Source organism: Leifsonia sp. KNZ12-8B, assembly GCF_056755495.1.
In genome coordinates this window covers 53,402-77,288 of sequence record NZ_JBPGXM010000002.1, presented here as the reverse complement: position 1 = coordinate 77,288, position 23,887 = coordinate 53,402, and the positions used below count along the sequence as shown (strand labels likewise).

General features: G+C 64.8%; 19 protein-coding genes. 11 read left to right on the top strand and 8 right to left on the bottom strand.

Features of this window, described 5'->3' with window-relative positions:
* Nucleotides 1-246 precede the first annotated feature (246 nt).
* Both ACR9ZG_RS00665 and ACR9ZG_RS00660 read left to right on the top strand, forming a co-directional pair.
* On the top strand, nucleotides 247-1,401 hold the full coding sequence (locus ACR9ZG_RS00665) for a low temperature requirement protein A (protein WP_481282891.1): 1,155 nt from the start codon (nucleotides 247-249) through the stop codon (nucleotides 1,399-1,401).
* Nucleotides 1,402-1,485: 84 nt separating this feature from the next.
* Nucleotides 1,486-2,493, top strand: coding sequence for an aldo/keto reductase (locus tag ACR9ZG_RS00660; RefSeq protein WP_481282889.1), 1,008 nt, complete (start codon nucleotides 1,486-1,488; stop codon nucleotides 2,491-2,493).
* Between the two features lie 145 nt (nucleotides 2,494-2,638).
* Here ACR9ZG_RS00660 and ACR9ZG_RS00655 read toward each other — a convergent pair whose 3' ends face one another.
* Complete coding sequence (locus ACR9ZG_RS00655) at nucleotides 2,639-3,703, bottom strand: LacI family DNA-binding transcriptional regulator (protein WP_481282888.1); 1,065 nt, start codon at nucleotides 3,701-3,703, stop codon at nucleotides 2,639-2,641.
* Between the two features lie 117 nt (nucleotides 3,704-3,820).
* Here ACR9ZG_RS00655 and ACR9ZG_RS00650 point away from each other — a divergent pair, with 117 nt between their 5' ends.
* The 5 genes from ACR9ZG_RS00650 to ACR9ZG_RS00630 all read left to right on the top strand — a co-directional run bounded on the left by ACR9ZG_RS00650 (nucleotide 3,821) and on the right by ACR9ZG_RS00630 (nucleotide 11,323).
* Complete coding sequence (locus ACR9ZG_RS00650; protein ID WP_481282887.1) at nucleotides 3,821-5,128, top strand: ABC transporter substrate-binding protein; 1,308 nt, start codon at nucleotides 3,821-3,823, stop codon at nucleotides 5,126-5,128.
* 67 nt (nucleotides 5,129-5,195) lie between these two features.
* Nucleotides 5,196-6,074 (top strand): carbohydrate ABC transporter permease, encoded by an 879-nt coding sequence (locus tag ACR9ZG_RS00645; RefSeq protein WP_481282886.1) that lies wholly within the window; start codon nucleotides 5,196-5,198, stop codon nucleotides 6,072-6,074.
* A gap of 80 nt (nucleotides 6,075-6,154) precedes the next feature.
* Nucleotides 6,155-6,976, top strand: coding sequence for a carbohydrate ABC transporter permease (locus ACR9ZG_RS00640; protein ID WP_481282885.1), 822 nt, complete (start codon nucleotides 6,155-6,157; stop codon nucleotides 6,974-6,976).
* Entirely contained in the window at nucleotides 6,976-8,277 is a 1,302-nt protein-coding gene (locus ACR9ZG_RS00635) for a glycoside hydrolase 5 family protein (protein ID WP_481282884.1), read from the top strand. The genes ACR9ZG_RS00640 and ACR9ZG_RS00635 overlap by 1 nt, the downstream gene beginning before the upstream one ends.
* Before the next feature lie 25 nt (nucleotides 8,278-8,302).
* Entirely contained in the window at nucleotides 8,303-11,323 is a 3,021-nt protein-coding gene (locus ACR9ZG_RS00630; RefSeq protein WP_481282883.1) for an alpha-mannosidase, read from the top strand.
* A gap of 782 nt (nucleotides 11,324-12,105) precedes the next feature.
* On the opposite strand, the gene ACR9ZG_RS00625 is transcribed toward ACR9ZG_RS00630, so the two are convergent.
* From ACR9ZG_RS00625 to ACR9ZG_RS00615, 3 genes are all read right to left on the bottom strand, one after another.
* A complete protein-coding gene (locus tag ACR9ZG_RS00625; protein ID WP_481282882.1) occupies nucleotides 12,106-12,900 on the bottom strand; it encodes an SDR family NAD(P)-dependent oxidoreductase in 795 nt (264 codons plus the stop codon).
* 48 nt (nucleotides 12,901-12,948) lie between these two features.
* Nucleotides 12,949-13,533, bottom strand: a complete 585-nt coding sequence (locus ACR9ZG_RS00620; RefSeq protein ID WP_481282881.1) for a DUF1345 domain-containing protein — start codon at nucleotides 13,531-13,533, stop codon at nucleotides 12,949-12,951.
* Between the two features lie 426 nt (nucleotides 13,534-13,959).
* Complete coding sequence (locus ACR9ZG_RS00615; protein WP_481282880.1) at nucleotides 13,960-14,298, bottom strand: winged helix-turn-helix transcriptional regulator; 339 nt, start codon at nucleotides 14,296-14,298, stop codon at nucleotides 13,960-13,962.
* Nucleotides 14,299-14,467: 169 nt separating this feature from the next.
* Here ACR9ZG_RS00615 and ACR9ZG_RS00610 point away from each other — a divergent pair, with 169 nt between their 5' ends.
* Complete coding sequence (locus tag ACR9ZG_RS00610; RefSeq protein WP_481282879.1) at nucleotides 14,468-17,242, top strand: ATP-binding protein; 2,775 nt, start codon at nucleotides 14,468-14,470, stop codon at nucleotides 17,240-17,242.
* A gap of 240 nt (nucleotides 17,243-17,482) precedes the next feature.
* On the opposite strand, the gene ACR9ZG_RS00605 is transcribed toward ACR9ZG_RS00610, so the two are convergent.
* Nucleotides 17,483-17,845 carry a VOC family protein gene (locus tag ACR9ZG_RS00605; protein ID WP_481282878.1) on the bottom strand — a complete coding sequence of 121 codons (363 nt, stop codon included), beginning with the start codon at nucleotides 17,843-17,845 and terminating at the stop codon, nucleotides 17,483-17,485.
* Between the two features lie 187 nt (nucleotides 17,846-18,032).
* Here ACR9ZG_RS00605 and ACR9ZG_RS00600 point away from each other — a divergent pair, with 187 nt between their 5' ends.
* Nucleotides 18,033-19,034 (top strand): LLM class flavin-dependent oxidoreductase, encoded by a 1,002-nt coding sequence (locus ACR9ZG_RS00600; RefSeq protein ID WP_481282877.1) that lies wholly within the window; start codon nucleotides 18,033-18,035, stop codon nucleotides 19,032-19,034.
* 95 nt (nucleotides 19,035-19,129) lie between these two features.
* On the top strand, nucleotides 19,130-20,479 hold the full coding sequence (locus tag ACR9ZG_RS00595) for an MFS transporter (RefSeq protein WP_481282876.1): 1,350 nt from the start codon (nucleotides 19,130-19,132) through the stop codon (nucleotides 20,477-20,479).
* A 64-nt stretch (nucleotides 20,480-20,543) separates the two neighbouring features.
* Here ACR9ZG_RS00595 and nicT read toward each other — a convergent pair whose 3' ends face one another.
* A complete protein-coding gene (gene nicT / locus ACR9ZG_RS00590) occupies nucleotides 20,544-21,632 on the bottom strand; it encodes a Nickel transporter NicT (RefSeq protein ID WP_481282875.1) in 1,089 nt (362 codons plus the stop codon).
* Nucleotides 21,633-21,655: 23 nt separating this feature from the next.
* On the bottom strand, nucleotides 21,656-22,675 hold the full coding sequence (locus tag ACR9ZG_RS00585) for a DUF4331 family protein (RefSeq protein ID WP_481282874.1): 1,020 nt from the start codon (nucleotides 22,673-22,675) through the stop codon (nucleotides 21,656-21,658).
* A 172-nt stretch (nucleotides 22,676-22,847) separates the two neighbouring features.
* On the opposite strand from ACR9ZG_RS00585, the gene ACR9ZG_RS00580 reads away from it, so the two are divergent.
* Nucleotides 22,848-23,522 (top strand): response regulator transcription factor, encoded by a 675-nt coding sequence (locus ACR9ZG_RS00580; protein WP_481282873.1) that lies wholly within the window; start codon nucleotides 22,848-22,850, stop codon nucleotides 23,520-23,522.
* Here ACR9ZG_RS00580 and ACR9ZG_RS00575 read toward each other — a convergent pair.
* Nucleotides 23,503-23,859 carry a response regulator gene (locus ACR9ZG_RS00575; protein ID WP_481282872.1) on the bottom strand — a complete coding sequence of 119 codons (357 nt, stop codon included), beginning with the start codon at nucleotides 23,857-23,859 and terminating at the stop codon, nucleotides 23,503-23,505. The two genes, ACR9ZG_RS00580 and ACR9ZG_RS00575, sit on opposite strands and share 20 nt — an antisense overlap.
* Nucleotides 23,860-23,887 lie beyond the last annotated feature (28 nt).

The window sequence follows — 23,887 nt, the reverse complement described above, 5'->3', positions numbered from 1 at the left end:
GCTCCAGCGCTTCCACAGTCAGAATTGCGCACCAGGACTGCCCTCACCAGCGTCGGACGACGGAGATCGGCTTATTCGAGTCATATGACTTAGCACGACGCTTCGGGCGCTTCGGGTTCGCTGTTTCGAGTCACTTGACTGAGGACACGACATGGCTCGTCTTGGTTTGCTGAAGCGGTGGCGGCACCTGTGGGAGTTGGGACGAGTTCGACCACTCGGTTGCCGTCTCGTTTCCGCTTGATCCGGATGGGCGGGCGCGACCGCGCTACCCGCCGAACCGCTACACCCTTCGAGCTGTTTTTCGACCTCGTGTTTGTCGTCTCCGTCTCGTTCGCGGCTGAAAACCTGCACGACCTTCAGATCGAGGGTGACATCTGGTCGGCGTTTGGTTCCTACGCGATGGTTTTCTTCGCCATCTGGTGGGCATGGATGAACTTCACCTGGTTCGCGACTGCTTTTGATACGGACGACTGGTTGTACCGGTTGACCACCATCGCCCAAATGGGCGGAGCTCTGGTGCTGGCGGCCGGCACTGAAAGCGCCATGCGTTATGGCGATTTCACCGTGGTCACTGCTGGCTATGTTGTGATGACGCTCGCAATCGTCAGCCAGTGGACTCGAGCCGCTATCCAGTCGGAGCAGTACCGACAGGCGTGCATCCGGCACGCGGCCGGCGCTTCGATCGTGCAGATCGCCTGGGTACTACGGCTCGCTCTGCCGGCGGGCTGGGGAGTTCCCGCGTTCTTCGTACTCGTCGCCGCTGAGCTGGCCGTACCGGTCATTGCCGATCACCGGAATTGGACGCCGTCTAATCCGCATCACGTGGCGGAACGCTACGGCCTCTTCACGCTGATCGTCTTAGGTGAAGGGCTGCTCGCCTCAGCGAAGGCGATCATCGCCGCGATCGACGCTTCGGTACACGTCGCGCCACTCATCGTCATCGCCGGGTCTGGTTTGGTCATCGTGGCCGCGATGTGGTGGCTGTACTTTGCAGCACCTATCGCCGACGGGTTCAAGACTTACCGCTCGTCATTCTTGTACGGTTACGCTCACTATCTCGTCTTCGCCGCAGCCGGAGCCGTATCGGCGGGACTCGAGACGGCAGTTTCGGTGCAGACCGGGCATCCCACGGCCGGCGCGTTCGCACCGACGTTGCTGGTGCCCACGCTCGTATTCACTGCGGCCGTCTGGCTCATGGCTTTGCGCCGTCACATGCCGCTGTGGGCTAATTGGGCATCAGCCGTGGCGCTTGCGGCCCTTGGTGCTGCAGCTGTCGCGCCGTTGAATCCCGTCGGTCTGACTGTTGCAACTGCCGCCGTGCTGACGTCGTTGGTGGTCGTTGTCGTGATCACCGTGCCCACCGAAAGCAATGGTGCAGACCCCACTAGGGGTGTCGGGTGAAACGCCAAACAGCCTCGTGCGCCCTCAATTGTGACGGCTGGGCGCGTCAGAGACCCTAAATATACGAAAGAAGGGAACTCACACATGGCTGTCCCGCAGCGAAAACTGGGCACTAACGGCCCCACTGTTTCATCGATCGGGCTGGGTGCGCTCGGCATGTCCGACCTCTATGGACCGGCTGACGAGGCCGAGTCGATCGCTACCATCCACGAGGCGATCGACAGCGGCATCAACCTCATCGACACGGGCGACTTTTACGGCTCCGGTCACAACGAGATGCTGATCGGTCGAGCGCTCACACAGCGCAATCGCCAGGACGTCGTCCTGAGCGTCAAGTTCGGAGCGCGACGCGCCCCGGACGGCAGCTTCCAGCCAGTGCCCTACGATGTCTCGGCGGCGGCGGTCAAGGACCGTCTCGCGTACTCCCTGCGCCGCCTCGGAACCGATTACATCGACATCTATCGCCCGTCCCGGCTGAACCCGGAGATCCCACTCGAGGACACGCTTGGTGCGCTCGTCGAGATGCAGCAGGCCGGATACATCCGCTTCATCGGTCTGTCGGAGGTCGGCGCGGAGACGATCCGCCGGGCGGCGAAGGTTACCCCGATCTCCGATGTTCAGATCGAGTATTCGCTGCTTTCTCGTGGCCCTGAGCGCGCGATCATTCCAACGCTGCGTGAGCTGGGCATCGGGCTGACCGCGTATGGGGTGCTGTCGCGGGGTCTGCTGAGCGGCCATTGGAGCGCGGATCGGAACCTGTCCGCGGGTGATTTCCGCGCGTCGAGCCCCCGGTTCCGGCCGGAGAACTTGGAGCACAATCTCGCGTTGGTTGAGGCGCTGGGCCGGGTCGCTGAGCGGCTGGGGGCGACGACCAGTCAGGTGGCTATCGCGTGGGTGGCAGCGCAGGGAGAGGACATCGTCCCCCTGGTTGGCGCGCGTCGTCGTGACCGGTTGGAGGAGTCGCTTGGCGCGACGCGTCTGCAGCTGGATGAGGGCGCGTTGTCGGAGATTGCTCAGGCGATCCCTGCGGGTGCGGCTGCCGGCGAACGTTATGCCGCGGGTCAGATGGCGACGTTGGACAGCGAGCGGTGATCGGGTTCTCTTCTCCGTCGATGCGGGTCATCTGACGGAGGAGGCGAGGGGCGGTCCGCTGTTTCACTGATCTCGCCTGTTCTGAGGAGATGTCGTGGAATTGCTGACCGCCCCGCCGTTGTCCGGAGCGCGGTGCTGGTCTCTTTCAGCTGTTCGGCGGCGGCGCGGTGGAGTCTCGTGCGCTGAGGGTGAGCGCGGGTCCGGGCCGCGATGGCAGCGGCTTTCCGGCGTCGATCTGGTCGAGCAGCAACCGGGCGGCTCTTTCGCCAAGTTCGACGGTGTCCCGGGTGAGGGTGGTCAGCGATGGGCGGATCAGCCGTGCCATCGCGGAGTCGTCGAACGAGACGATCGACAGCCGGTCGGGGACTGGGACGCTCATTTCCGCGGCGACGCCGAGCCCGGCGACGGCGAGCACGTCGTTGTCGTACACGATCGCTGTCGGTGGGTGTGGTTGGGAGAGCAGCTGCCGGGTGGCGTTTTCTCCTTCGGCTGCGGAGTAGTCGGTTGTAACGGATTCCGCGTGGTCGAGTCCGACGGTGGTCGCGAATGTTTGCAGGGCGTCGATGCGCATGCCGGTGTGTTCGAAGTCGGCTCGGCCGGCGACGTGCGCGATTCGCCGATGTCCGAGCGCGTGCAGGTATCGGTAGACGGTGAGCGCGGCGTCGCTGTCGTCGATCCAGATTGTGGGCGCTTCCCCGTCGGCGCTGGGTCTGGATCCGATGACGACGGTCGGCATCCCGAGTCTGGCGAGCAGGTCGACCCGCGGATCGTTGGTCCTCGGGTCGATGAGGACGACACCGTCGACTTGGTGCCCGTTCCACCATTCCTGGTAGGTGTCGAGCTCTTCGGTGAGGTCTCGGGCGACGAGGAGGTTCATGCCGACGTGGGATCCGCTGAGCCCGAGTTGGATTCCGGAGATGAGGTCGCCGAAGAACGATTCCGTGCCGAGGGTTCTCGCTGGGCGGGTGAGGACGAAACCGACGGTTCCTGCGCGGGCGCCGCCGAGGGCGCGTGCGGCGGAGTGCGGCCTCCAGTGCATTTCGCGGGCGATTTCAAGGATGCGGGCTCGGGTGCTGGCGGAGACTCCGGGCCGGTTGTTCAACGCGAAGGACACGGCTCCGGCGGAGACGCCGGCGCGTGCGGCGATGTCGGCGATGGTCGCCCGCCGTGGAGTTTCCATGTGCTTCTTTCGGCTGGGGGAGGTTCCCAAGGATCGTTTGACTATACCGCTTTAGTTGGCGAACATGGCCCAATGCCGCCGATGGCAGCAGGCAACTTCCATTTTCACTAAACCGCTCTAGCGAGCCTTGTAAGGGAGTCAGAAGCGATGACGCTCAGTACCATCACCGAACGAATTTCATCCGCCACTCGGCGACGCGCTGCCGTTGCTGTCGCCGGCGCAGCGGTCGCCGCACTGGCGTTGACTGCGTGCTCTTCCGGCGCGCCAGGCGACCAGGATGCCGGGAAGGTCACCGGATCGATCACTCTTCAGACCTGGTCATTGACGCCCAAGTTCACCGGCTACCTCAACGGCGTCATCAAGGACTTTGAGAAGGCGCATCCGGGCACGTCGGTGAAGCTCGTCGACCAGCCCGGCGACGGCTACTCCGACAAGGTCCTCAGCCAGGCCGCGTCGAACACCCTCCCGGATGTCATCAACCTGCCGCCGGACATCGCGCTCCCGCTGGCGAAGAAGGGTTTCCTCGCCGATGTCAGCAAGACGGACAGCGCCCTCAACGACACGTACGTCACTGGTGCGGTCGACGCCTACAAGTACAAGGGCCTGACAGGTGTTTACGGTTACCCCTGGTACCTCAACACCGACGTGAACTACTGGAACAAGACGCTATTCAACCAGTGTGGCCTCGACCCGGAGAAGGTGCCGGCGACGACGGATGAGCTGTTCACGCAGGCCGAGACGCTGCACAAGAACTGCCCGGACCAGTACCTGATGAGCCGCAAGCCGACGCTCTCGGACTTCACCCTGGCGGGCATCAAGGTACTCAACGGCGACGGCACGAAGTTCGTGTTCGCCGACTCGTCGAAGGCCGTCGACCTGATCGACCGGTACGCGAAGGCGTATAAGGAGGGACTGCTTCCCCCTTCCGTCCTGAACAGCGACTATCTCGGCAACTCCACGCTGTTCACCCAGGGGAAGGTGGCGTGGACCACCGGTGGAGCGACGAGCTTGTCCGACTTCGAGAAGAACAACCCGTCGCTCAGGGGCAACGTCGTCGTCTCGAAGGCGCTCGACACCCCGCCGCTTTACGTGCAGGGTCTGAGCGTGTCGGCGAGGTCGAAGCACCCGGCTACCGCGGCGGCGTTCGCAGCGTTCATGACGAACGCGAAGAACCAGGTTGCTTTCGCTCACCTGGTGAACATCTTCCCGTCCACGAAGTCGTCGCAGTCCGACCCGTTCTTCTCCAAGAACGACGGCACGGTGAACGGTGAGGCGCGGGTCATCGCCAATGAGGAGCTGAAGACCGCGAAGAACCTTCAGCCGGTCGAGGCGAACCAGGCGATGCAGACCTTCCTCGACCAGCAGATCGCGCTCGCGATGAAGGGGTCCACCTCCGCGGAGGATGCGCTGAAGACCGCGCAGACCAAGATGAACAGCCTGCTCGCCAACGGCTGACCACATGCTGCCCGGTCGGACGGTTTCGGGTGCTGTCCGACCGGGCCCTATTTCGAAAGGGGTCGTGATGCGCGCCAACCGCTGGTTCACCCCGTGGGTCCTCATTGCGCCCGCCCTGCTCTGGCTGCTGGTGTTCAGCGTGTGGCCGTCGATCAACACCGTCCGGCTTTCGTTCACCAACGCGAGTCCTCTCGGCGGTCAGACCAGCTGGGTGGGGCTCGCGAACTTCCAGAACATGTTCGCCGACCCGCAGGTGTGGGATGCGCTGCTCAACAGCGTCGTGTACCTGGTCGTCTGTCTCCCGCTGCTCACGCTGCTGCCGCTGCTCATGGCGGTGCTGGTGGAGAAGAAGCTGCCCGGGATCGCGTTCTTCCGCACCGCGTTCTACACGCCGGTCATCGCGTCCGCGGTCGTCGTCGGGCTGATCTGGACGTGGCTGCTCGACGACCGCGGCATCATCAACGAAATCGCGCACACCCTCGGTCTCATCCAAGGCCCCGTACCGTTCCTGACCGACCGGTGGCTGCTGCTGTTCAGTGCAATCAGCCTCACCGTCTGGAAGGGTCTCGGCTACTACATGATCATCTTCCTCGCGGCGCTGGGGAACGTCGGCAAGGATCTCCACGAGGCCGCGGCGCTGGATGGCGCGGGCGCGATCCGCCGGTTCTGGTCCGTGACCGTCCCCGGCGTGCGCGGCACGATCGTGCTCGTCGGCATCCTGGTCTGCATCTCCGCACTCCGCGTCTTCACCGAGTTGTTCGTCCTCACCAACGGCACCGGCGGCCCGGGCGGGGAGGACCAGTCGCTGGTCATGCTCATCCAGCAGTACGCGCGCGGGTTCACCGGCAACCTCGGCTACGCGTCCGCGCTCAGCCTCCTGCTGTTCGCGGTGACGCTCATTCCGCTGCTCGTCCTCGCCCGCATCAACAACAAGGCGGAACAATGACCCAGGCAACTCTTGTTCGTCCGTCGCAGGACCACCGCGAGACACCGCCGCGCACCCGCCGTCGCGGGTCGTGGGGTCGAATGTCCACGCGTGAGCGGGTGCTGCGGTACGTGCTGCTGGTGGTCGTGCTGTTCATCACGATCGGGCCGTTCCTCTGGCAGCTGTCGACATCGCTGAAGGGGTCGGGCGAGGACATCTACACGTCCACGCCGTCGTTCATCCCGGCTCAGCCGACACTGGACAACTACGCGAAGGTCGCCGACGCGATCCCGGTCTGGGTGTACATCGGCAACTCCCTCGTCGTCGCCGCCATCGACGTGATCGGCAACATCGTCTTCGCCACCTTCGCCGGCTTCGCGCTGGCGCGCCTGCGCTGGAAGGGACGCCGCTACATCCTCGGCCTGTTCCTCGCGACCCTCGTGCTGCCGGGCGAGGCGACGATCATCTCTCAATTCGTCACCGTGAAGGACCTGGGACTCGCCGACTCGCTCGTCGGCGTCGCCCTGCCCGGGATGATCGCGGCGCTGAACGTGCTCCTGATGTACAACGCCTTCCGGCAGATCCCCGAGGAGATCGATCAGGCGGCGGTGATGGATGGCGCGAACGCCTGGCAGCGCCTGTGGTCGATCGCGCTCCCCGCCGTACAGGGGGCGATTGCGGTCATCGCCATCTTCGCCTTCATCGGCGCCTGGGACGACTTCCTCTGGCCGCTCATCGTGCTCCAGTCCCCGGACAAGCTGACGCTGACCGTCGGCTTGCAATACCTGCAGGGCACGTTCAGCAACGACCAGCGGCTGATCGCGGCCGGCACGATGATCGCGTTCATCCCGATCGCGGTGATCTTCTCGGTGCTGCAACGGTTCTTCTTCAAGGGCGTCGAAGAGGGCGGAGTGAAGGGCTGATGCGCTTCGGTGTCAACTACACCCCGCCCACCGGCTGGTTCCACTCCTGGCTCGATTTCTCCCCGTCCGACGTCGCCCGCGATTTCGAACAGATCGCCTCCCTCGGCGTCGACCACGTGCGTGTCTTCCCGCTGTGGCCGCTCCTGCAGCCGAACCGCACCCTCGTGCGAGCCGGCGGGATCGACGATGTGGTGCGCGTCGTCGACATTGCCGCCGAGTTCGGGATGGACGTGAACGTGGATGCCCTGCAGGGGCACCTGTCGAGCTTCGATTTTCTCCCGGCGTGGCTCGACACCTGGCACCGTCGGAACATGTTCACCGACCCCGACGTCGTCGCCTCCACCGCCGACTACGTCCGGCAGCTCGCCGGCGCCGTCGCGAACCGCCCGAACCTTCTCGGCGTCACCCTGGGCAACGAGCTGAACCAGTTCGCCCACGCGCCGCACCCCGCACCGCACGAGCTGACCGCCGCCGACGGGGCCGAGTGGCTGGAGGCGATGGTGGCGGCCGCCCGGGAGGGGCTCGCCTCTGCCGCCCCGGCGGCCGGAGTCACCGTCGCCCAGTACGACGCCGCCTGGTACGACGATGCGCAGCCGTTCGGCCCAGCGCACGCAGCGGACTTCGGCGACCTGACGGTCACGCACTCGTGGGTGTTCAACGGGTCGGCGCAGCTGCACGGCCCGCTCGGCGAGGGATCGGTCCGCCACGCGGAGTACCTGATGCAGCTCGCCGCCGCGTGGAACCGGAGCGCGGACCGGCCCAACTGGCTGCAGGAGGTGGGGGCTCCGACCAACGTCGTCCCGACCACCGACGCCGCGGAGTTCGTCGAGCGCACCGTCCGCCATGCGGTCGAGGTGCAGAACACCTTCGGCATCACATGGTGGTGCTCGCACGACGTCTCGCGCGCTCTTGCCGACTTCCCCGAGCTGGAATACGACCTCGGCCTGTTCACCAACGACGGCCGGCTGAAGCCGACGGGGGAGCGATTCCGCGACCTCGTCGCGGAGCTGGGCGACGCCCCTGCAGGGCGGCCGGTCCAGCACGCCCTGGTTCTCGACGATGTGGACGACGATGGTGACCCGGTGCCCGGCGTGCGCGAGTCCTGCGCCCCGGGTGGAGCCTTCTCGCAGGCATGGCTTCACCTCGCACAAGAGATCGGCCGTGGCCCGCAGGTGGTGCTGCGCTCCCGCACCTACGACGCCGCCCTTCTCACCGCCCGCGGAGTGACCGAGCTCCACGATGTTCCGGCGACGACGGCGGCGACCTCGATAGCCGTCGCTCACCCCGCTACCGGCTTCTGACGAAATCAAGTACCGAAAGGCCCTCATGCACGACGACATCCCCCTCACCATCGGCCGCGCCAAGCGCGTCCTCGACGAGCGCATCCTGCCCGCCGTCCATGCCGCATCGACGCCGCTGGAGGTGGGATGGAACGAGCTGCCAGGTGAGCCCATCCCGCCGGTCGAGGGGCTGGCGCTGACCTTCGAGCCGTACGAGGTCGGCACGCCGTGGGGCGCCGCGTGGGGCACCACGTGGTTCCGCCTCACCGGCGTGATCCCCGCCGAGTGGGCGGGCCGTCGCGTCGAGGCTGTCATCGACCTCGGCTTCGACAAGAACATGCCGGGGTTCCAGTGCGAGGGGCTCGTCTACCTCCCCGACGGCACGGCGGTGAAGTCGATCAACCCGCGCAACCAGTGGGTGCTGATCGCCGAGGAGGCGGTCGCCGGCGAGACCGTCGAATTCTTCCTGGAAGCGGCGTCGAACCCCGTCCTGCTCGACTACCACCCCTTCCTCCCCACGCAGGAGGGCGACATCCTCACGGCGTCGTCGAAGCGGCTCTACTCGTCGCGCCGCATGGACCTCGCCGTCTTCGAGCGCGAGGTCTTCGAGCTCGGACTCGACATCGAGGTCCTGCTCGAGCTGCAGGAGGAGCTGCCCGCCGGCCCCCGCAGGATGCGCATCCTGCAGGCCCTCGACAACGCGCTCGACGCCCTCGACCTTCAGCACATCCCCGAGACGGCGGCCGCCGCGCGCGCCGAACTGGTGGAGGTGCTGGATGCGCCCGCCGACGCCTCCGCGCACCGCATCTCGGCGGTCGGCCACGCCCACATCGACTCTGCCTGGCTGTGGCCGGTGCGCGAGACGATCCGCAAGGTCGCCCGCACCTCGTCCTCGATGACGGACCTCATCTCCCAGACCGACGACTTCCTCTACGGGATGTCGTCGGCGCAGCAGTACGCCTGGCTGAAGGAGCACCGCCCCGAGGTGTGGGAGAAGGTGAAGGCCGCCGTCGCGGCGGGCCGCTTCCTGCCCATCGGCGGCATGTGGGTCGAGTCGGACACCGTCATGCCGACCGGCGAGGCGATCGTGCGCCAGTTCTCGCAGGGCCAGCGGTTCTTCCGCGACGAGCTCGGCGTCACCCCGAAGGGCGTCTGGCTGCCGGACAGCTTCGGCTACTCGCCCGCGCTGCCGCAGCTGATGCGTCGTGCCGGTTTCGAGTGGTTCTTCACGCAGAAGATCTCCTGGAACCAGGTGAACGTCTTCCCGCACCACACCTTCCTCTGGGAGGGGATCGACGGTTCGCGCGTGTTCTCGCACTTCCCGTCGATGGACACCTACAACTCGCAACTCTCCGGCATGGAGGTCGCGAAGGCGTCCCGCCAGTTCCGCGAGAACCGCCTCGCCTCCGGGTCGATCGCGCCGGTCGGATGGGGCGACGGCGGAGGCGGCACAACGCGTGAGATGACCGGCAAGGCGGCCCGCCTGGCCAACCTCGAGGGGAGCGCGCGCGTGGTCTGGGAGCACCCGGACACCTTCTTCGAGCGCGCGCGCCAGGAGCTGCCGAACCCCGCCGTCTGGGTCGGCGAGCTGTACCTCGAGCTCCACCGTGCCACCCTCACCTCGCAGCACAAGACCAAGCAGGGCAACCGGCGCACCGAGCACCTCCTCGTCGAGGCGGAGCTGTGGGCCGCGACCGCCGCGGTCCGCACCGGGTACGAGTACCCGTACGAGGCATTGGACGCTTTGTGGCAGCAAGTGCTGCTCCAGCAGTTCCACGACATCCTCCCTGGCACCTCCATCGCGTGGGTCCATCGGGAAGCTGTCGCCGAGTACGCCCGCGTGGCCGACCGATTGAACGGCATCATCGAAGAGGCGTTGCAGGCCCTGGTCGGTGAAGGTGAGACGGAATACATCGTCAACCCGGCGCCCTTCCCACGCCCCGGAGTACCGGCGCTCGGTGTGAGCCGCGACGATGGCATCCCGGCCGCGGTCCCGGTCCGCGTCGAGGAGATGGCCGACTCGTTCGTTCTGACCAACGAACTGGTGAGGGTGGTGGTTAACCGGGAGGGCTTGATCACTTCTGCGGTGGACCTCGCGACCGGCCGGGACGCCATCCCCGCCGGCGCCGAAGCCAACCTCCTCCAGCTGCACCAGGACTTCCCGAACATGTGGGACGCCTGGGATGTGGACCGGTTCTACCGCAACCGCGTCGACGACCTCCGCGAGGTGGACGAGATCGCCGCGCGGGTCACAGACGACGGAGTGGCTCAGGTGGGTATTCGCCGGTCCTTCTCGAGTTCGACCATTGAGCAGACGCTGTCACTCGCGCCGGGATCCCGAACGTTGGAAATCGGTCAGGTCATCGACTGGCACGAGACGGAAAAGTTCCTCAAGCTCGCGTTCCCGCTGGATGTGCGCGCCGAGCACACCATCGCAGAGACGCAGTTCGGGGCCAACAAGCGCGTCACCCACACCAACACCTCGTGGGAGGCGGCGAAGTTCGAAACCTCGATGCACCGCTACGTGCTCGTGGAGGAGCCCGGCTTCGGCGTCGCGCTCGTGAACGACTCGATCTACGGCTTCGACGTCACCCGCGACGCCGAGGACGCACACGTCACCACGACGCTGCGCCTCTCCCTGCTGCGCGCACCGCGCTTCCCCGACCCGGAGACCGACCAGGGATTGCAGACGCATCGCTTCGGTCTGGTCATCGGCACATCCGTCGCCGGCGCTACGGAGCAGGGTGTGCTGATGAACCTGCAGCCTCGAACGGTGGACGGAGCCCACAGCTTCGAACCGCTGGTCACCTCGACGGGCGACATCGTGATCTCATCCGTCAAACTGGCGGATGACCGTTCGGGTGACCTGGTTGTTCGCGTGTATGAGCCTGCTGGCCGTCGCGCCGTCGGCACCGTCCACGTGGCAGCCGACGTCACAGCCGTAGCCGTGACCGATTTGCTTGAGGATGCTCTCGACGAGGCTGAGGCTGTTCAGGCGAGCGGAGAGGTGGCGGTGGCGCTGCAGCCCTTTGAGGTGCGCACGTACCGTTTCCAGCTGCAGCGCTAGCTGACAGCATCGCGCCGGGGTTCGCGTCGTGTTGTCGCGAACCTCGGCGTTGCCAGTATCGATCAGGCGATTGCGCCAGGGACGAGGTGGCGGCGCTCACTCAGCTCATGCGCGCTGCGGTTCCGCTATCCCGTGGTCGCTTCCCTCCGCTGTGACCGGCCGGATCGCGAGAACCAGGATTGCGGCCCCGCATGCCGCGATGACCGACCAGACAACCCAGCTGTGGCTCGCGAAAGCGTCATCGAGTGAACCGCCGGGTGCAGCGACCAGGATTGCTCCCCCGACAGCGACGCCAAGCGCAGAGCCGACTTGTTTGACGTGGAGATGAGGCTGGCTGCAACCCCGGCGCAATCACCCTCGCGATAGCCAGTTACTCGGGAGGGATCCGGTCGAGTAATCGTGCTCAAGTCGCGGCCCCCAATCCACCCATACGGTGACCCTGTGAACGCAATGATCAAGACGCACGGAGCCTGGGATGACTGACGAGGGAAAGGGTGAGCGTGGCCCGTTTGGTGAGCTGATCGAGCGGGCCGCCGAACAGTTGGACCGCTTGGCAGGCCCCGTGTACGGGGACGCGCCGCGCTTCGTAGGACCGGAGGCGACCGTCGGTGAGACGCAGTCACTGTGCTCGATCTGCAGGCAGCCGAAGGAGACACACCGGCTAACCTTCGACGTTCTGGACCGGAGTCGGCACATCAGCTGTCCGGTGATGACCTGGGAGCAGTTGAGCTACTAGCTGGCCGCACATGTGAGGTCCGCATCAGGGATCCAGGATAGGACGGTCAAGGGAGGATCGAATCGACGTATCCGCCATCGACGCGTAGCGCACCACCGGTGGTCGCCGAGGAGTAGTCCGAGGCTAGGTACACGCACATGTTGGCGATCTCCTGCGGTTCGATCAGCCGCTGCAGCAGGGACTGCGGCCGATGCGAGCGCATGAACTCGCGCTGCGCTTCCTCCCACGGAAGGTCTTTGTCGACGAGTTCGTAGACGAAGTCTTCAACGCCTTCGGTATGCGTCGGCCCGGCGATCACGCAGTTGACGGTGACGCCGGATCCGGCCGCGGTCTTAGCAAATCCTCGAGATACGGCCAGCAACGCGGTCTTAGACATCCCGTAGTGGATCATCTCCGCAGGGACGACAACCGCTGAGTCACTGGCGATGTACTGAACTCGCCCGAAGCCGCGCGCCATCATTCCGGGAAGGACCCCTCTTGTCAGGCGAACAGCGGCGAGCACGTTCGTTTCGAAGTACTGACGCCACTGTTCGTCGGTGATCTCCAATGCTGGTGTGGCGCCGAAGATGCCGAGGTTATTGACGAGGATGTCCACATCGCCGGCCGCTTCGAGGACAGCGTCGGCTCCCGCTGTTGTCGTCACGTCCCCGACAGCGCGGACCAGTTCAGCATTAGGAACAGATTGTCCGATGGACTCGATCGCCCGCGCAACGCTCTCATCGCTGCGGCCGTTGACACACACTCGGGCGCCCGCGGCAGCGAGCCCAGTCGCAATGGCGAGGCCGATGCCCTGAGTGGATCCTGTGACAAGGGCCGTCCGCTGCTGAAGGTCGATTCGCACAGTTGCTCCTCCCGACGAGTTCGCCTCAGCGGCGACGATACGCCCACGTCACTGTGCGGGATTCACGATCGTTGTGAACGCGAAGACGATGATCAGACCATTGAAGAAGAAGCTCAGCACCGAGTGGACGATCACCCGCCAGCGCGCGGCGCTGGTGATCACGTTGACGTCTGACGCGGCGAACGTTGTCGCAATCGTGAACGCGAAATAGGCGAACTCGACCATGCGGGGGTAGTCGGTCTCAGGGAACTCGAGGATCCGCCTAGAGCTTGAGTAGTACTGCAGGAAGTACAGCTGAGTGAAACCCCACTGGAAAAGCGCCCAGGCGAGGAGCATCGCCCAGATCCCGAACAGCGTCGTGGCGATGCCATACACCGGGTCAGCGCGGTTCAAGCCGAGCTGGATGGCGGCGCCCGCACCGACAAGGCTTGCGAGGATGGTGCCGGAAGAGGCGATGATCCGTGCGGGCCGGCCGAGCTCAAAACCATTGTGTTGCAGCTGGCCTCGCTGCTCATGGCGTGCGGAGCTGGCGATCACGGCAGCGACTACGAAGATGTAGACGGTACCGAGGAGGCACCACACGACCAGCACCCGCACTGAAGCGGCTGCGTCCTCGCTGAAGAAGAAGACCAAACCAATCACCGTGAGAAGAACCTGCGCGATGGAGCTCCCGAGGAATCCGGCGACAGCCCAGCGGCGAGTGCGGTGTCTCCGGGCTGAATCTCCTGAGACGGGTTCGAGTGGGTGGCGGAGAAATTCCGGGTCGCGCAGGCCGCGGCTGCGTCGGCGTGACGCGTCTGACAATGGGACCCTCCGTGGACGGTTATGAGCGGCGTGCGCCGGCTTTGCGTATGTCGACGGTTGCGGTGAGTGGGCTGCTTCGCTGGGGGGATTGGCCTCCGCTCACCGCAACCGGCCTCGGGGCGGCAGTGGAAATACCGACGCAGGCTTGCGAGTTCTTGCCTAACTAATGTCCGCCGTCAGCGGAGGGACGCTCCTGAGTATTTCGACTCGAATGCGGGGCCGTGGGCGTTAGGCCCCAGCCGAAGAGCCTCGGGTTTAGTCTCGCTCTCCGACAACAGGCTGCTGGCCGTACGTGTGACCCCAATCTCCCATCGCAGTGAGGACGGGAAGTAGTGCTGCGCCGGCGGCCGTGAGAACGTATCGGTCGCGTGTCCGCGAACCCGGCTCGCGGTACGTTTCCCGGATTAGGATTCCGCGTCTGACCAGCAGTTGCAGCCGATCGCTGAGGATCTCGGAACTCATCCTCAGTCCCTGCCGAATTTCGGAGAACTTGCTCTTGCCAGCCAGGATCTCACGCACAATCAGAAGGGACCACTTCTCTCCGACGAGGACGATGCATAGCTCAGCTTCGCTGAGTAGCTCCACGTTCGTCATGATTTTATCCTTAGCGTCTGTGGTCAGGAGGGCCGCCCAGCACCCTACTCCTGGGTCCACGATCCTGACTCAGGTCACTTTCTGGGTGCTAGCGTTGAACGAACTCGGTTCTTGTGAGTATTCGTACTCGCCGCGAGCAGGGCTTCCACACAAAAGAGAAGACACGACGTTGACGACTGACTGGCCTCCTGCGCCCGAGCAGGAACTCATCGGCCGAGATGAGGAGCTTTCGCAGCTGCGTGCGTTCGTAGACAACGCCGCGGTTGGTGGCGGGGCGTACATGCTCATCGGCGAAGCAGGTGTGGGCAAGACCAGCCTTCTGAAGGCAACTGCTGACTACGCCCGGGCGCTGGGCACCCGCACACTTGCCACTTCCGGTGTCCAATTTGAGGCGGACATCAGCTATGCGGCGCTGAACCAGGTGTTATTGCCATTGCTGGGTGAGATCCGGTCTATTCCAGTGCCGCTTGGAGAGGCGTTGACCGTTGCGCTCGGTCTCGGTGCTGGACCAGCCCCTAGCCAGCTGATGGTTTGCAACGCGGCTTTGGCGCTGCTCAGTGAGGCCGCGCAACATCAACCGGTGATGCTTGTCGTAGACGACATTCCTTGGGTTGATCGCTCTAGCGCAGCCATCCTCGGGTTTGTCGCGCGAAGGCTGCGGGGCACACGGATCGGCTTCCTCGCCTCGTTCCGTACAGGAGAAGCGAGCTTCTTCGAGCGGAGCGGGCTCGACGAGGTGTACGTCTCGCCACTGTCTCGAGATGATGCGGAGCTTCTCGTCCGAAGCCGTCACCCGGAGATGCTTCCCCGCGTGAAGCAGCGCCTGCTTGAAGAGTCGGCGGGAAACCCGCTTGCGCTGCTCGAGCTTGCTCACGGGGTGGCGAGCACGCCGTCCTTAACGGAAGGGCAGGCGTTGCCCCTGACGTCCCGGATCGAGTCGACCTTCGCCTTCCGTATCGACGAACTGACAGCAGAGACCAAGCGAGCCCTTCTGACGGTGGCATTGGACGGTCGCGACGACCTGCGAGAACTCTCGAAAGCAGGGCTGCTGCTCACCGCTTTGGCGCCAGCGGAACGTGCGGGCCTCGTCACCGTGGATTTGGGCGCGTCCACTGTGCGGTTCCTGCACCCGCTGATGCGGTCTGCTGTCGTGCAGCGCTCCACGAGCGAGGAGATGCGTGAAGTTCACCGCACGATCGCGAATCACCTCGAGGGCGACCCGGAGCGTCAAGCGTGGCATCTCGCCGCCGCCGCCATCGAACCGGATGAAGCAATCGCATCCCGGTTGGAAGCCGCCGGGCGCCGCGCGTTGCAGCGCGGCGACGCATCCCGCGCGATCGCAGCGCTTACCAGAGCGGCACAGCTGAGCCCTAACCCACACAATGAAGGACGCCGGCTGGCAGAAGCGGCGTATCTCGGCGCCGACGTCACCGGTGAACTCGTCAACGCTTCAAAGCTGCTCGACGAGGCGCGACGTGCCGACCCCAACCTGACAGCATCACTGCATGCGGCTGCGGCTGCGGCGTACATGATCGTGAACGGAGAAGGGAGCGTCGACACCGCGTTCCAGCTTCTCCTCGGCGCGATCGAGACCGGCGACCACGGGTGGCGCGAAGACAACGACGAGCTCGCTGAAGCGCTGAGCACACTCCTGCTCCTGTGCTGGTGGGCGGGTCGCGACGACTATTGGGCGCTTTTCTACCAGACACTTGGCAAGGTTCAGCCAGAACCACCGGAGCTGGTACTGGTGCAAAGCAGAGTCTTCCCCGATACAGCCCGAAGCCAGCCTGTAGACCGTGAACACCTCGCCGATCTCATCCGGAAGCAGAACGAAGAGTTCGAGCCGAACCGCATCATCCGGGTGAACACGAGCTCGGTGTACGTCGATCTGCTCGCCGGATGCCGCCCCAGCGCCTGGCGGCTCGTCGAAGACGGCCGGCACGGCGGAGCGGTGCGATCGAGCCTCGGCGCGTATATGCATTTGTGCCTGGACGACTTCTCCTCGGGCCGGTGGCAAGAAGGTCAGCAGCTCGCCGACGAAGCGATCAGCGTCTGTCGCGAGCACGGGTACGACTTCATCATCTGGTACTTCCTGCTGCACGAGGCCCTCTTCGCCGCTGGACGCGGAGAGATCTCAACCGCGTTCGAATGGGCGGACGAGCTTAGCCGCGTCGCTGCGCTGCGCAACGCCAAGGGAACCGAACGGATCGGATACCACGCACGGACCGTCGCCGCTGTCGCGGCCGGCGACTGGGAGAGTGCCTACCGTTACGCCACCCAGATGAGCCCCGCAGGTGAGCTTGCCGCGTACACCCCGCACGCCCTCTGGGTGACCTACGATCTCGTCGAGGCAGCAATCCGCACGGGCCGGGATGACGCAGCGCGGGCGCATGTGCAAGCGATGATCGACCTGGATCTCGCCGCCATCTCGCCGAGGATGCGGATGCTTAGCCTCGGCGCGCAGGCGCTTACCGCCGAGGGCGACACCGCAATGGACCTTTTCGAACAGGCTGTGACCGTTCCTGGCGTCGAAGCGTTCCCGTTCGACCTCGCGAAGATCCAGCTGTCCTACGGGGAACGCCTTCGGAGGAATCTCAACTCGGTCAGGGCGCGAGAGGTCCTGCACCTTGCTCTCTCGGCATTCGAGCGGATGGGGGCTGTTCCGTGGGCTGCCCGCACCAAAGATGAATTGCGCGCGGCGAGGGACCCGAATGCTCGAACCCTTGTCGACGCCGGCACCATCCAGCTGACACCTCAGGAGCGAGCGATCGCGGAACTCGCGGCGGAAGGTATGAGCAACAAACAGATCGCCGAGCGCCTGTACCTGTCGCCAAGGACCGTCAGCGGTCACCTCTACCGGGTATTTCCGAAGCTCGGGATCACTAGCCGAGCGGCACTACGAGACGCCCTTTTGAGCGTCGCAGGCGAAGGCGTCAGCGAGTAGGGCGAGCCCTGTGGCACGCTTGCTGTAGATCTGCTGCGCTGCGCGATAGTTCGCCTGACGGGCAGAACCTCCGCGCCGCCGTTGTGGTATCCCGGACGACGATCAGCCCCACAATTCAGATGGGCGCCGATCCATAGAGCATCGACATCGTCGGAAGGGGAGGCTGCTACAGCGTGCAACCATCACGGTCCACGGTGACCGAGATACGCCACCGCCACTCGGTGCCGGTACCCCGTCCGATCAGAGAACGGGCAGCGGGTTGCCCCACGGGTCAAGTTCGTAGTCTCCGACCGAGAGCAGCTGCGTCCGCAAGGTCGCCGGAGCGTAGTACTCCATCGCCCCAGGGCCGCCAAGAAGCACCACGGTATGAGATGGACTCAGAGACAGCAGGACGCTGGTGAGGTCCCCGCTATCGGCGGTCGCGATCACCGCTGCATTGAACCGTTCGCACCACCATGAGGCGCCGCGAGCCGCGTCCGGAACTCGAAGCACTAGAGAGAGGCGGTCTGGTCGGTTGCTCATCACCTCGGTTGCCGCGCGGCCCTTCACAGCGTGGCGAGAGAGGAACTCGACGAACCGTTGCGTGACTCGCTTGTTGAACATCGCCCACATCTCCCTTCCGAACCATCTCGTGCAAGCATCACTCGCGGTGCAGTCGCACCGATTCGGTCGTTTGACTCCATCAGGCAACCCCGAGTCATTCCCGGCGAAATAGGGTCATCTGTCTCAAGCGCTCAACCCTTGACGGCCAGCAAGATCGGGAGACAGCAACAGACCAGGAGGTTTCCGGGTGGCGATAGAGCTTGGCGTGTTCGGGTTCGGAGAACTAGCAAGCTACCCAGTAAGGCAAGGGGATGCGGCGAACGTAACCCGGGGACTCCGGGAGCTCGGCGACCTCGCCGAGACGGCCGATCGTGTCGGCTTGGACGTGTTCGGCATCGGTGAACATCACCGCGAGGAGTTTGCCGTCTCAGCACCCGCGGTGGTGCTTGCCTCCCTGGCTGAGCGGACAAGCCGCATCCGGTTGGCGAGTGTGCTCACGGTGCTCGCCGCGGATGATCCGGTACGAGTGCTTGAACAGTTCGCTACCGTCGATGCGCTGTCGTACGGACGAGCAGAGCTGATGGTCGGGAGGGATTCGTTCCCGGAGGCATATTCGTTGTTCGGCCACCGGCTCACCGATGACGAGTGGCTGTTCGACGAGAAGCTGCGCCTTCTCCTCCAACTCCGACAGGAGCAACGCGTCACCTGGTCAGGTGAGTCCCGACCTGCCCTCCACGAAGCGAGAATCGTTCCCCGTCCGGTCGGAAAGTTGCCGATCGGAGTCACCACCGGGCGGACTTCTATGCCGGTTGAACTCGCCGGTGAACTAGGCGTGCCGCTGTGCATGCTCATGCATACCGGAACTTGGGAGTCCTACCGGCCGCTTGCCGAGCTGTATCGGCAATCGTTCCAAGAACCCGAGAATGGGCCGGCGCGCCCGACACTCGCTGCTCTCGTCCCTGGGCACATCGCGGTGACGGCGGACAAAGCCAGGCGTGACCTCGAAACGCACGCATCGCAGCCTGACCGGTCCATCCCCTCCACCGCCATCATCGGCGACGTCGCCGACGCGATCGGCCAGCTCGTGCAGCTGTACGACACCCTCCGACCAGAGAGGATCCTCGTTTCCCTCGGCCGGGGCCGTCTCCCACACTCCGACGCGCTCGCGAGCGTCGAACTGTTCGGCAAGGAGGTCGCCCCTGCGGTGCGCGAGATCGTCGCCCAGCGGAAATCGGGCAGTTCCGTCTGATGCACGCGCCGCGCAGCTCGGCGGCCTGCCAGATTGATCCGAGACGCCGCCCCCAGAGGCGTCGCGCGACTACGTTCACCCGAGGAGCAACCCGAATGACGGCCCCAAACCGCCGCGCCCACATCGTCGTGGCGTCACTCGTCGGCACGAGTATCGAGTTCTACGATTTCTACATCTACGGGACTGCAGCGGTGCTCGTCTTCCCGACGCTGTTCTTCCCCAACGACAGCCCGATGGCGGCCCAGCTTGCGTCATTGCTCACCTTTGCGCTCGCCTTCATCGCTCGCCCGATCGGGTCGCTGCTGTTCGGCCATTTCGGTGACAGGGCCGGAAGGAAGCGCACCCTCGTCGCCTCGCTACTGATCATGGGCGCCGCGACCATCCTTATCGGCTGCCTTCCCACCTACGACGCAGTCGGCGCATGGGCGCCGGCCCTGCTCGCCGTCCTCCGATTCAGCCAAGGCGTCGGCCTTGGTGGGGAGTGGAGCGGTGCCGCGCTCCTCGCAGTGGAGAACGCTCCCTCCGACCAGCGGGGCCGTTTCGGCTCTTTTCCGCAGCTTGGGGCGCCGATTGGGTTCATTCTCGCCAACGGTGTCTTCCTCCTCTTGACTGCGACGATGCCGGCGCCGCCCGGTGAGGCGGCGTCCGAAGCGTTCCTGGCATTCGGTTGGCGACTACCATTCCTGCTCAGCGCTGTTCTGGTTGCTGTTGGCTTGTACCTCCGGGTGCGCCTGGTCGAAACACCAGTGTTCGCGGAGTTGGTCGAAGCCGGGAAGACCCTCCGGGTGCCGTTTGCTCGGGTTGTGAGACGTAACTGGCGACAGCTGATCCTCGGAACGCTCGCATGCGTCGCCACCTACGTGCTGTTCTATCTATTGACCACGTTCACGCTTGCCTACGGCACGGCGCCGGTGATTGCCGCCGAAGGGCAGAAGGCGGGTCTCGGCTTCCAGCGGATCACATTCCTCGCGCTGTTGCTGCTCAGCGTCGTCTTCTTCGGCCTTGCTATCCCATTCGCGGGGAGGTTGGTCGACCGTATCGGGCGACGTTCGCTCTTATTGCCCGTGACCGCGGGAATCGTCGCCTATGGGCTGCTCTTCCAAGTCTGGTTCACCCACCCCGAGGCGCCAGCGGCCACGCTCGCCTTCCTCATAGCCGGTTTCATCCTTATGGGTCTGTCGTACGGGCCGATGGGCGCGCTACTTCCGGAACTGTTCCCCGCTGACGTCCGATACACCGGGTCGGCGATCGTGTACAACCTTGGCGGCGTCGTCGGCGCTTCGTTCGCGCCCGCTATCGCGCTTTCCCTCTGGCAGCCGAACGGTGACCTCACCGCCGTCGGCCTCTACTTGGCGGCGGCCGCAGTGATCACTTTGCTGGCGCTCCTTCTCATGCCTGAGACGCGTCAAACACAGGTTCGGCTCCAGGTCCCAGCGGAGAGCTAACACGTGGAACCGCCGCGGAGGGGGAACCCTCCACGGCGGTCACCTACGGCAGCGACTGGCGAGCTCACCCTCCCACATCAGCCTCCGCCACGGCCCGCGCTCGCATCCGCCACACAACCAAGGCGGAAACCCATGCGATCACGAACACTCCGACCACTGCGAAACCAAGAGTGTTCAAGTCAACGCTTGACGCCCACGACCAGAAACCGCCGGTCAGGTTCATGCTTTCGCCGAAGAGACTGACGATTTCGATCGTCCCGACGATGAACGCGACACCAACAGACAGCGTTGTCACACCCAGGTTGTAGACCATCCGCCGGCCGGGCTTGGCGAACGCCCATCCGTACGCGAACCGCATCACCAGACCGTCGGCGGTGTCCAAGAGCGACATCCCCGCTGCAAACAGCAGCGGAAGCGACAGCAGTGCATACCAGGGGATGCCCGATGCGGCGCTTGTCGCGGCAAGGACAAGGAGGCCGATCTCAGTAGCCGTGTCGAACCCGAACCCGAACAGCACACCCAACGGGTACATCTGCCACGGTCGGCGAATGGATCGCATCACCTTCCCGAACGCTTTCGACATCGGACCCTGTGCGGCTGCGCCTTCGTCCGCTTCGACGGCGCTGAGGGTGCCGGCGCGGACCTGCCGGTAACGGCGAACTGCCCGGGTAAGCAGCACAAGGTTGATGGCGGCGATCACGTAGAGGAACAGGCCGGAGACTGTGGTGCCGATAACGCCGGTGACCTGGTGCAGGGTCGAGTTCTCGTTCTCGATCGGACCGATGAGTGCGCGAGCCCCCAACGCCAGCGCAACCGTCAACGCGAGGACCACGCTTGAGTGCCCGAGCGAGAACCAGAACCCGACCGACACAGGTTTGCGGCTATCGCCGACGAGTTTGCGGGTGGTGTTGTCGATCGCTGCGATGTGGTCCGCGTCGAACGCGTGCCGTAGGCCCAGCGTGTACGCGGTGAGGCCGATGCCGATTCCGAGGGAAGCGGTGTGGGCGGTCGTCGTGTGGGAACTGGCAAGCAGCAGCCATCCCATGATGTGAAGGGCGAGGATCGTCGTCGCCATCCCAAAGATCGGCCAGCCCTGACGAGCCGGAGCGGCCGAGGGAACCTCGGCCGCTCGACGGGATGAGAGGATGCTCATCCGGATGCTCCTATCGTCGCCGGTTACTCGGAGACAACCGGCACGTACGGGAACGTGTCGGTCGGCTTCAGCTCCACCGATTCGCGCCCGATAGCGAGGGTGACCGGGGTGTTCGCCGCGAGGGAGAACATCACATCAGGGGCGTTGTCGATCAGGGACCGGCCGTTCCAGCTGTTGAAGCTGAACGCGGCGGGGGTACCGACCGTGTACGGCATCACGTTCGGCAGGAAGCGGTGCGCGATCGCGAGGCCGTACGCGTCCGGGTCAACAGCGGTTCCGTACGCGCGGACAACGCCGGCGATCTCGGAAGCGAGTACCTCGCCCCAGGTGGCGAAGTCGTCCGCGGGACGACCACCGTTCAGGTCGTCACCGAGCTGCTCGTTGAACTGGGTGAACAGCGGGTGGATCATCGGCAGGCCGAAACGATTGATCGGGCGCCAGCCGCCTGCGTCGGTCTGCAGGCTTGCGAGCGACCACACGTTGATCTGCTCAGCGCCGATCTCCGCATCCGGCAGCTCGAGGACGAGCGCGTACAGGGTGGTGCCGGCGAAGTGGTTCACCGCGTCTGCCGCGGTCCAGTCACCCAGGTCCACCTTCGTCCCGTCCTGGAACGCGTGGCCGACGGCGTGCAGGACAGTCGGCTCGATCCAGAACGGGTCGCCGGCCTTCCCTGCCCAGACGCGGACACCGTTCGAGCCGATGACCTCGGTGCCCTCGACGCCTTCGGCGATGACTTCACCCTCGGCGAAGTCGTTCGCGGCGTCCGACCCGGTCAGCTTGCGGAGGACGAACCGCTGCTTGCCGGCCTCGTCACGCTCATCGAAGACGAAACGGTACGTCACGTCCTCGACGGCGTCACCGTCGGTGTCGATCTTGAACTCGTACTTACCCTCGGGGTGGAAGCCCGGAACCTTCGGTTCGCCGAGGGAGTGGGAGACGTCGATCGCGAGGACCGTGCCGGTCTCACCGCGGAAGACGTACATGTCGGTGATGTCGAGGCGCACGTCCTGACGTGCGATCGGGGAGTCGAGGTGGTGAGACATTGAGCTTCTCTTTCTAACGGTTGTGGTTTCGGGGTCCGCCTCTTTATCAGGCGCCTCACCAGTCTTCGGCCGACGAAAACTCCGGTCTGTACCGCCGCCACCACAATCGAAACGGGCGCCCCGACACAGAATGTAGGGAGAACCCCACACCGCTTCTCAGTACGCTGAATAGGTGACGGACGTGAACGCGCGAACAGTTGTCGTGGCTGAAGATCAGCTCTTCGTCCGCGAGGGAATCGTCCGGCTTCTCGAACACGCCGGCATGACAGTCGTCGGTACCGCAGGCACCGCAACAGAACTGGTCCGCGTCGTTGAGCGAACCACCCCGGATGTCGTCATCACCGACATCAAAATGCCGCCAGGTCTAGAAGACGACGGGTTGAAGGCAGCGCAGCAGATTCGCGCATCACACCCGAACATTGGCGTCGTCGTTCTCTCCCAGTACCTCGACGACCGGTTCATCCTCCAACTCGTCGGAGACCGGGCCGACGGGATCGGTTACCTGCTGAAAGAGAAAGTGGCGAATCCCAGTGTCGTAATCGACGCTGTCAACCGCGTCGCAGCTGGCGAGTCAGCGCTAGACCCCGACGTCATCGGGCTGCTCGTCGGACGTAAACGCGTTGCCAGCCCGTTGGACGAGCTCACGCCGCGGGAACGGGAAGTTCTCGCGCTCATGGCGGAAGGGCGGTCCAACGCCGGCATCGCCGAGCAGCTCTACGTCACCGTACCTGCCGTCGAACGGCACATCACCGGGATCTTCTCAAAACTTCAGCTGCAGGAAGCAGACACCGCTCAACACAAACGAGTCGCCGCTGTGCTCCACTACCTCAAAGAGACAGCAAACTGACCAGGTCAGTGGTCGCCAGCTGCTCCTTCGGGACAAACGCCGACACTCCCGCGTCCGACAGCTCAACCTCCGACGGTGTCCGCTCGCCAGCACTCGTGAGAAGCACCCGAACCCCTGGATTCGACGCCCGTATGCTCCACGCTGCAGACAACCCGTCACCGTCAGGAAGCTGAAGATCCAGCAACACCGCATGCGGGACATGTGCGCCGACCGCGGCGACGCCGCCTGCAACGTCGTCAGCCTGCGCGACAACGTCGAAACCCCGCGCCGTCAACAGCGCAAGGGCCACCGCACGGAACGCGGGATCGTCATCGACGATGACAAAGCTAAACGACATGGAACACAACTATGCCCACCCAGGCGGG

What these genes read in the sequence shown, in the direction of transcription:
- ACR9ZG_RS00650 (WP_481282887.1), top strand. Translation starts at nt 3,821, where the DNA reads ATGACGCTCAGTACCATCACCGAACGAATTTCATCCGCCACTCGGCGA.
- ACR9ZG_RS00640 (WP_481282885.1), top strand. Translation starts at nt 6,155, where the DNA reads ATGTCCACGCGTGAGCGGGTGCTGCGGTACGTGCTGCTGGTGGTCGTG.
- ACR9ZG_RS00665 (WP_481282891.1), top strand. Translation starts at nt 247, where the DNA reads ATGGGCGGGCGCGACCGCGCTACCCGCCGAACCGCTACACCCTTCGAG.
- ACR9ZG_RS00575 (WP_481282872.1), bottom strand. Translation starts at nt 23,859, where the DNA reads ATGTCGTTTAGCTTTGTCATCGTCGATGACGATCCCGCGTTCCGTGCG.
- ACR9ZG_RS00630 (WP_481282883.1), top strand. Translation starts at nt 8,303, where the DNA reads ATGCACGACGACATCCCCCTCACCATCGGCCGCGCCAAGCGCGTCCTC.
- ACR9ZG_RS00635 (WP_481282884.1), top strand. Translation starts at nt 6,976, where the DNA reads ATGCGCTTCGGTGTCAACTACACCCCGCCCACCGGCTGGTTCCACTCC.
- ACR9ZG_RS00645 (WP_481282886.1), top strand. Translation starts at nt 5,196, where the DNA reads ATGCGCGCCAACCGCTGGTTCACCCCGTGGGTCCTCATTGCGCCCGCC.
- ACR9ZG_RS00605 (WP_481282878.1), bottom strand. Translation starts at nt 17,845, where the DNA reads ATGTTCAACAAGCGAGTCACGCAACGGTTCGTCGAGTTCCTCTCTCGC.
- nicT (WP_481282875.1), bottom strand. Translation starts at nt 21,632, where the DNA reads ATGAGCATCCTCTCATCCCGTCGAGCGGCCGAGGTTCCCTCGGCCGCT.
- ACR9ZG_RS00660 (WP_481282889.1), top strand. Translation starts at nt 1,486, where the DNA reads ATGGCTGTCCCGCAGCGAAAACTGGGCACTAACGGCCCCACTGTTTCA.
- ACR9ZG_RS00595 (WP_481282876.1), top strand. Translation starts at nt 19,130, where the DNA reads ATGACGGCCCCAAACCGCCGCGCCCACATCGTCGTGGCGTCACTCGTC.
- ACR9ZG_RS00585 (WP_481282874.1), bottom strand. Translation starts at nt 22,675, where the DNA reads ATGTCTCACCACCTCGACTCCCCGATCGCACGTCAGGACGTGCGCCTC.
- ACR9ZG_RS00615 (WP_481282880.1), bottom strand. Translation starts at nt 14,298, where the DNA reads ATGACGAACGTGGAGCTACTCAGCGAAGCTGAGCTATGCATCGTCCTC.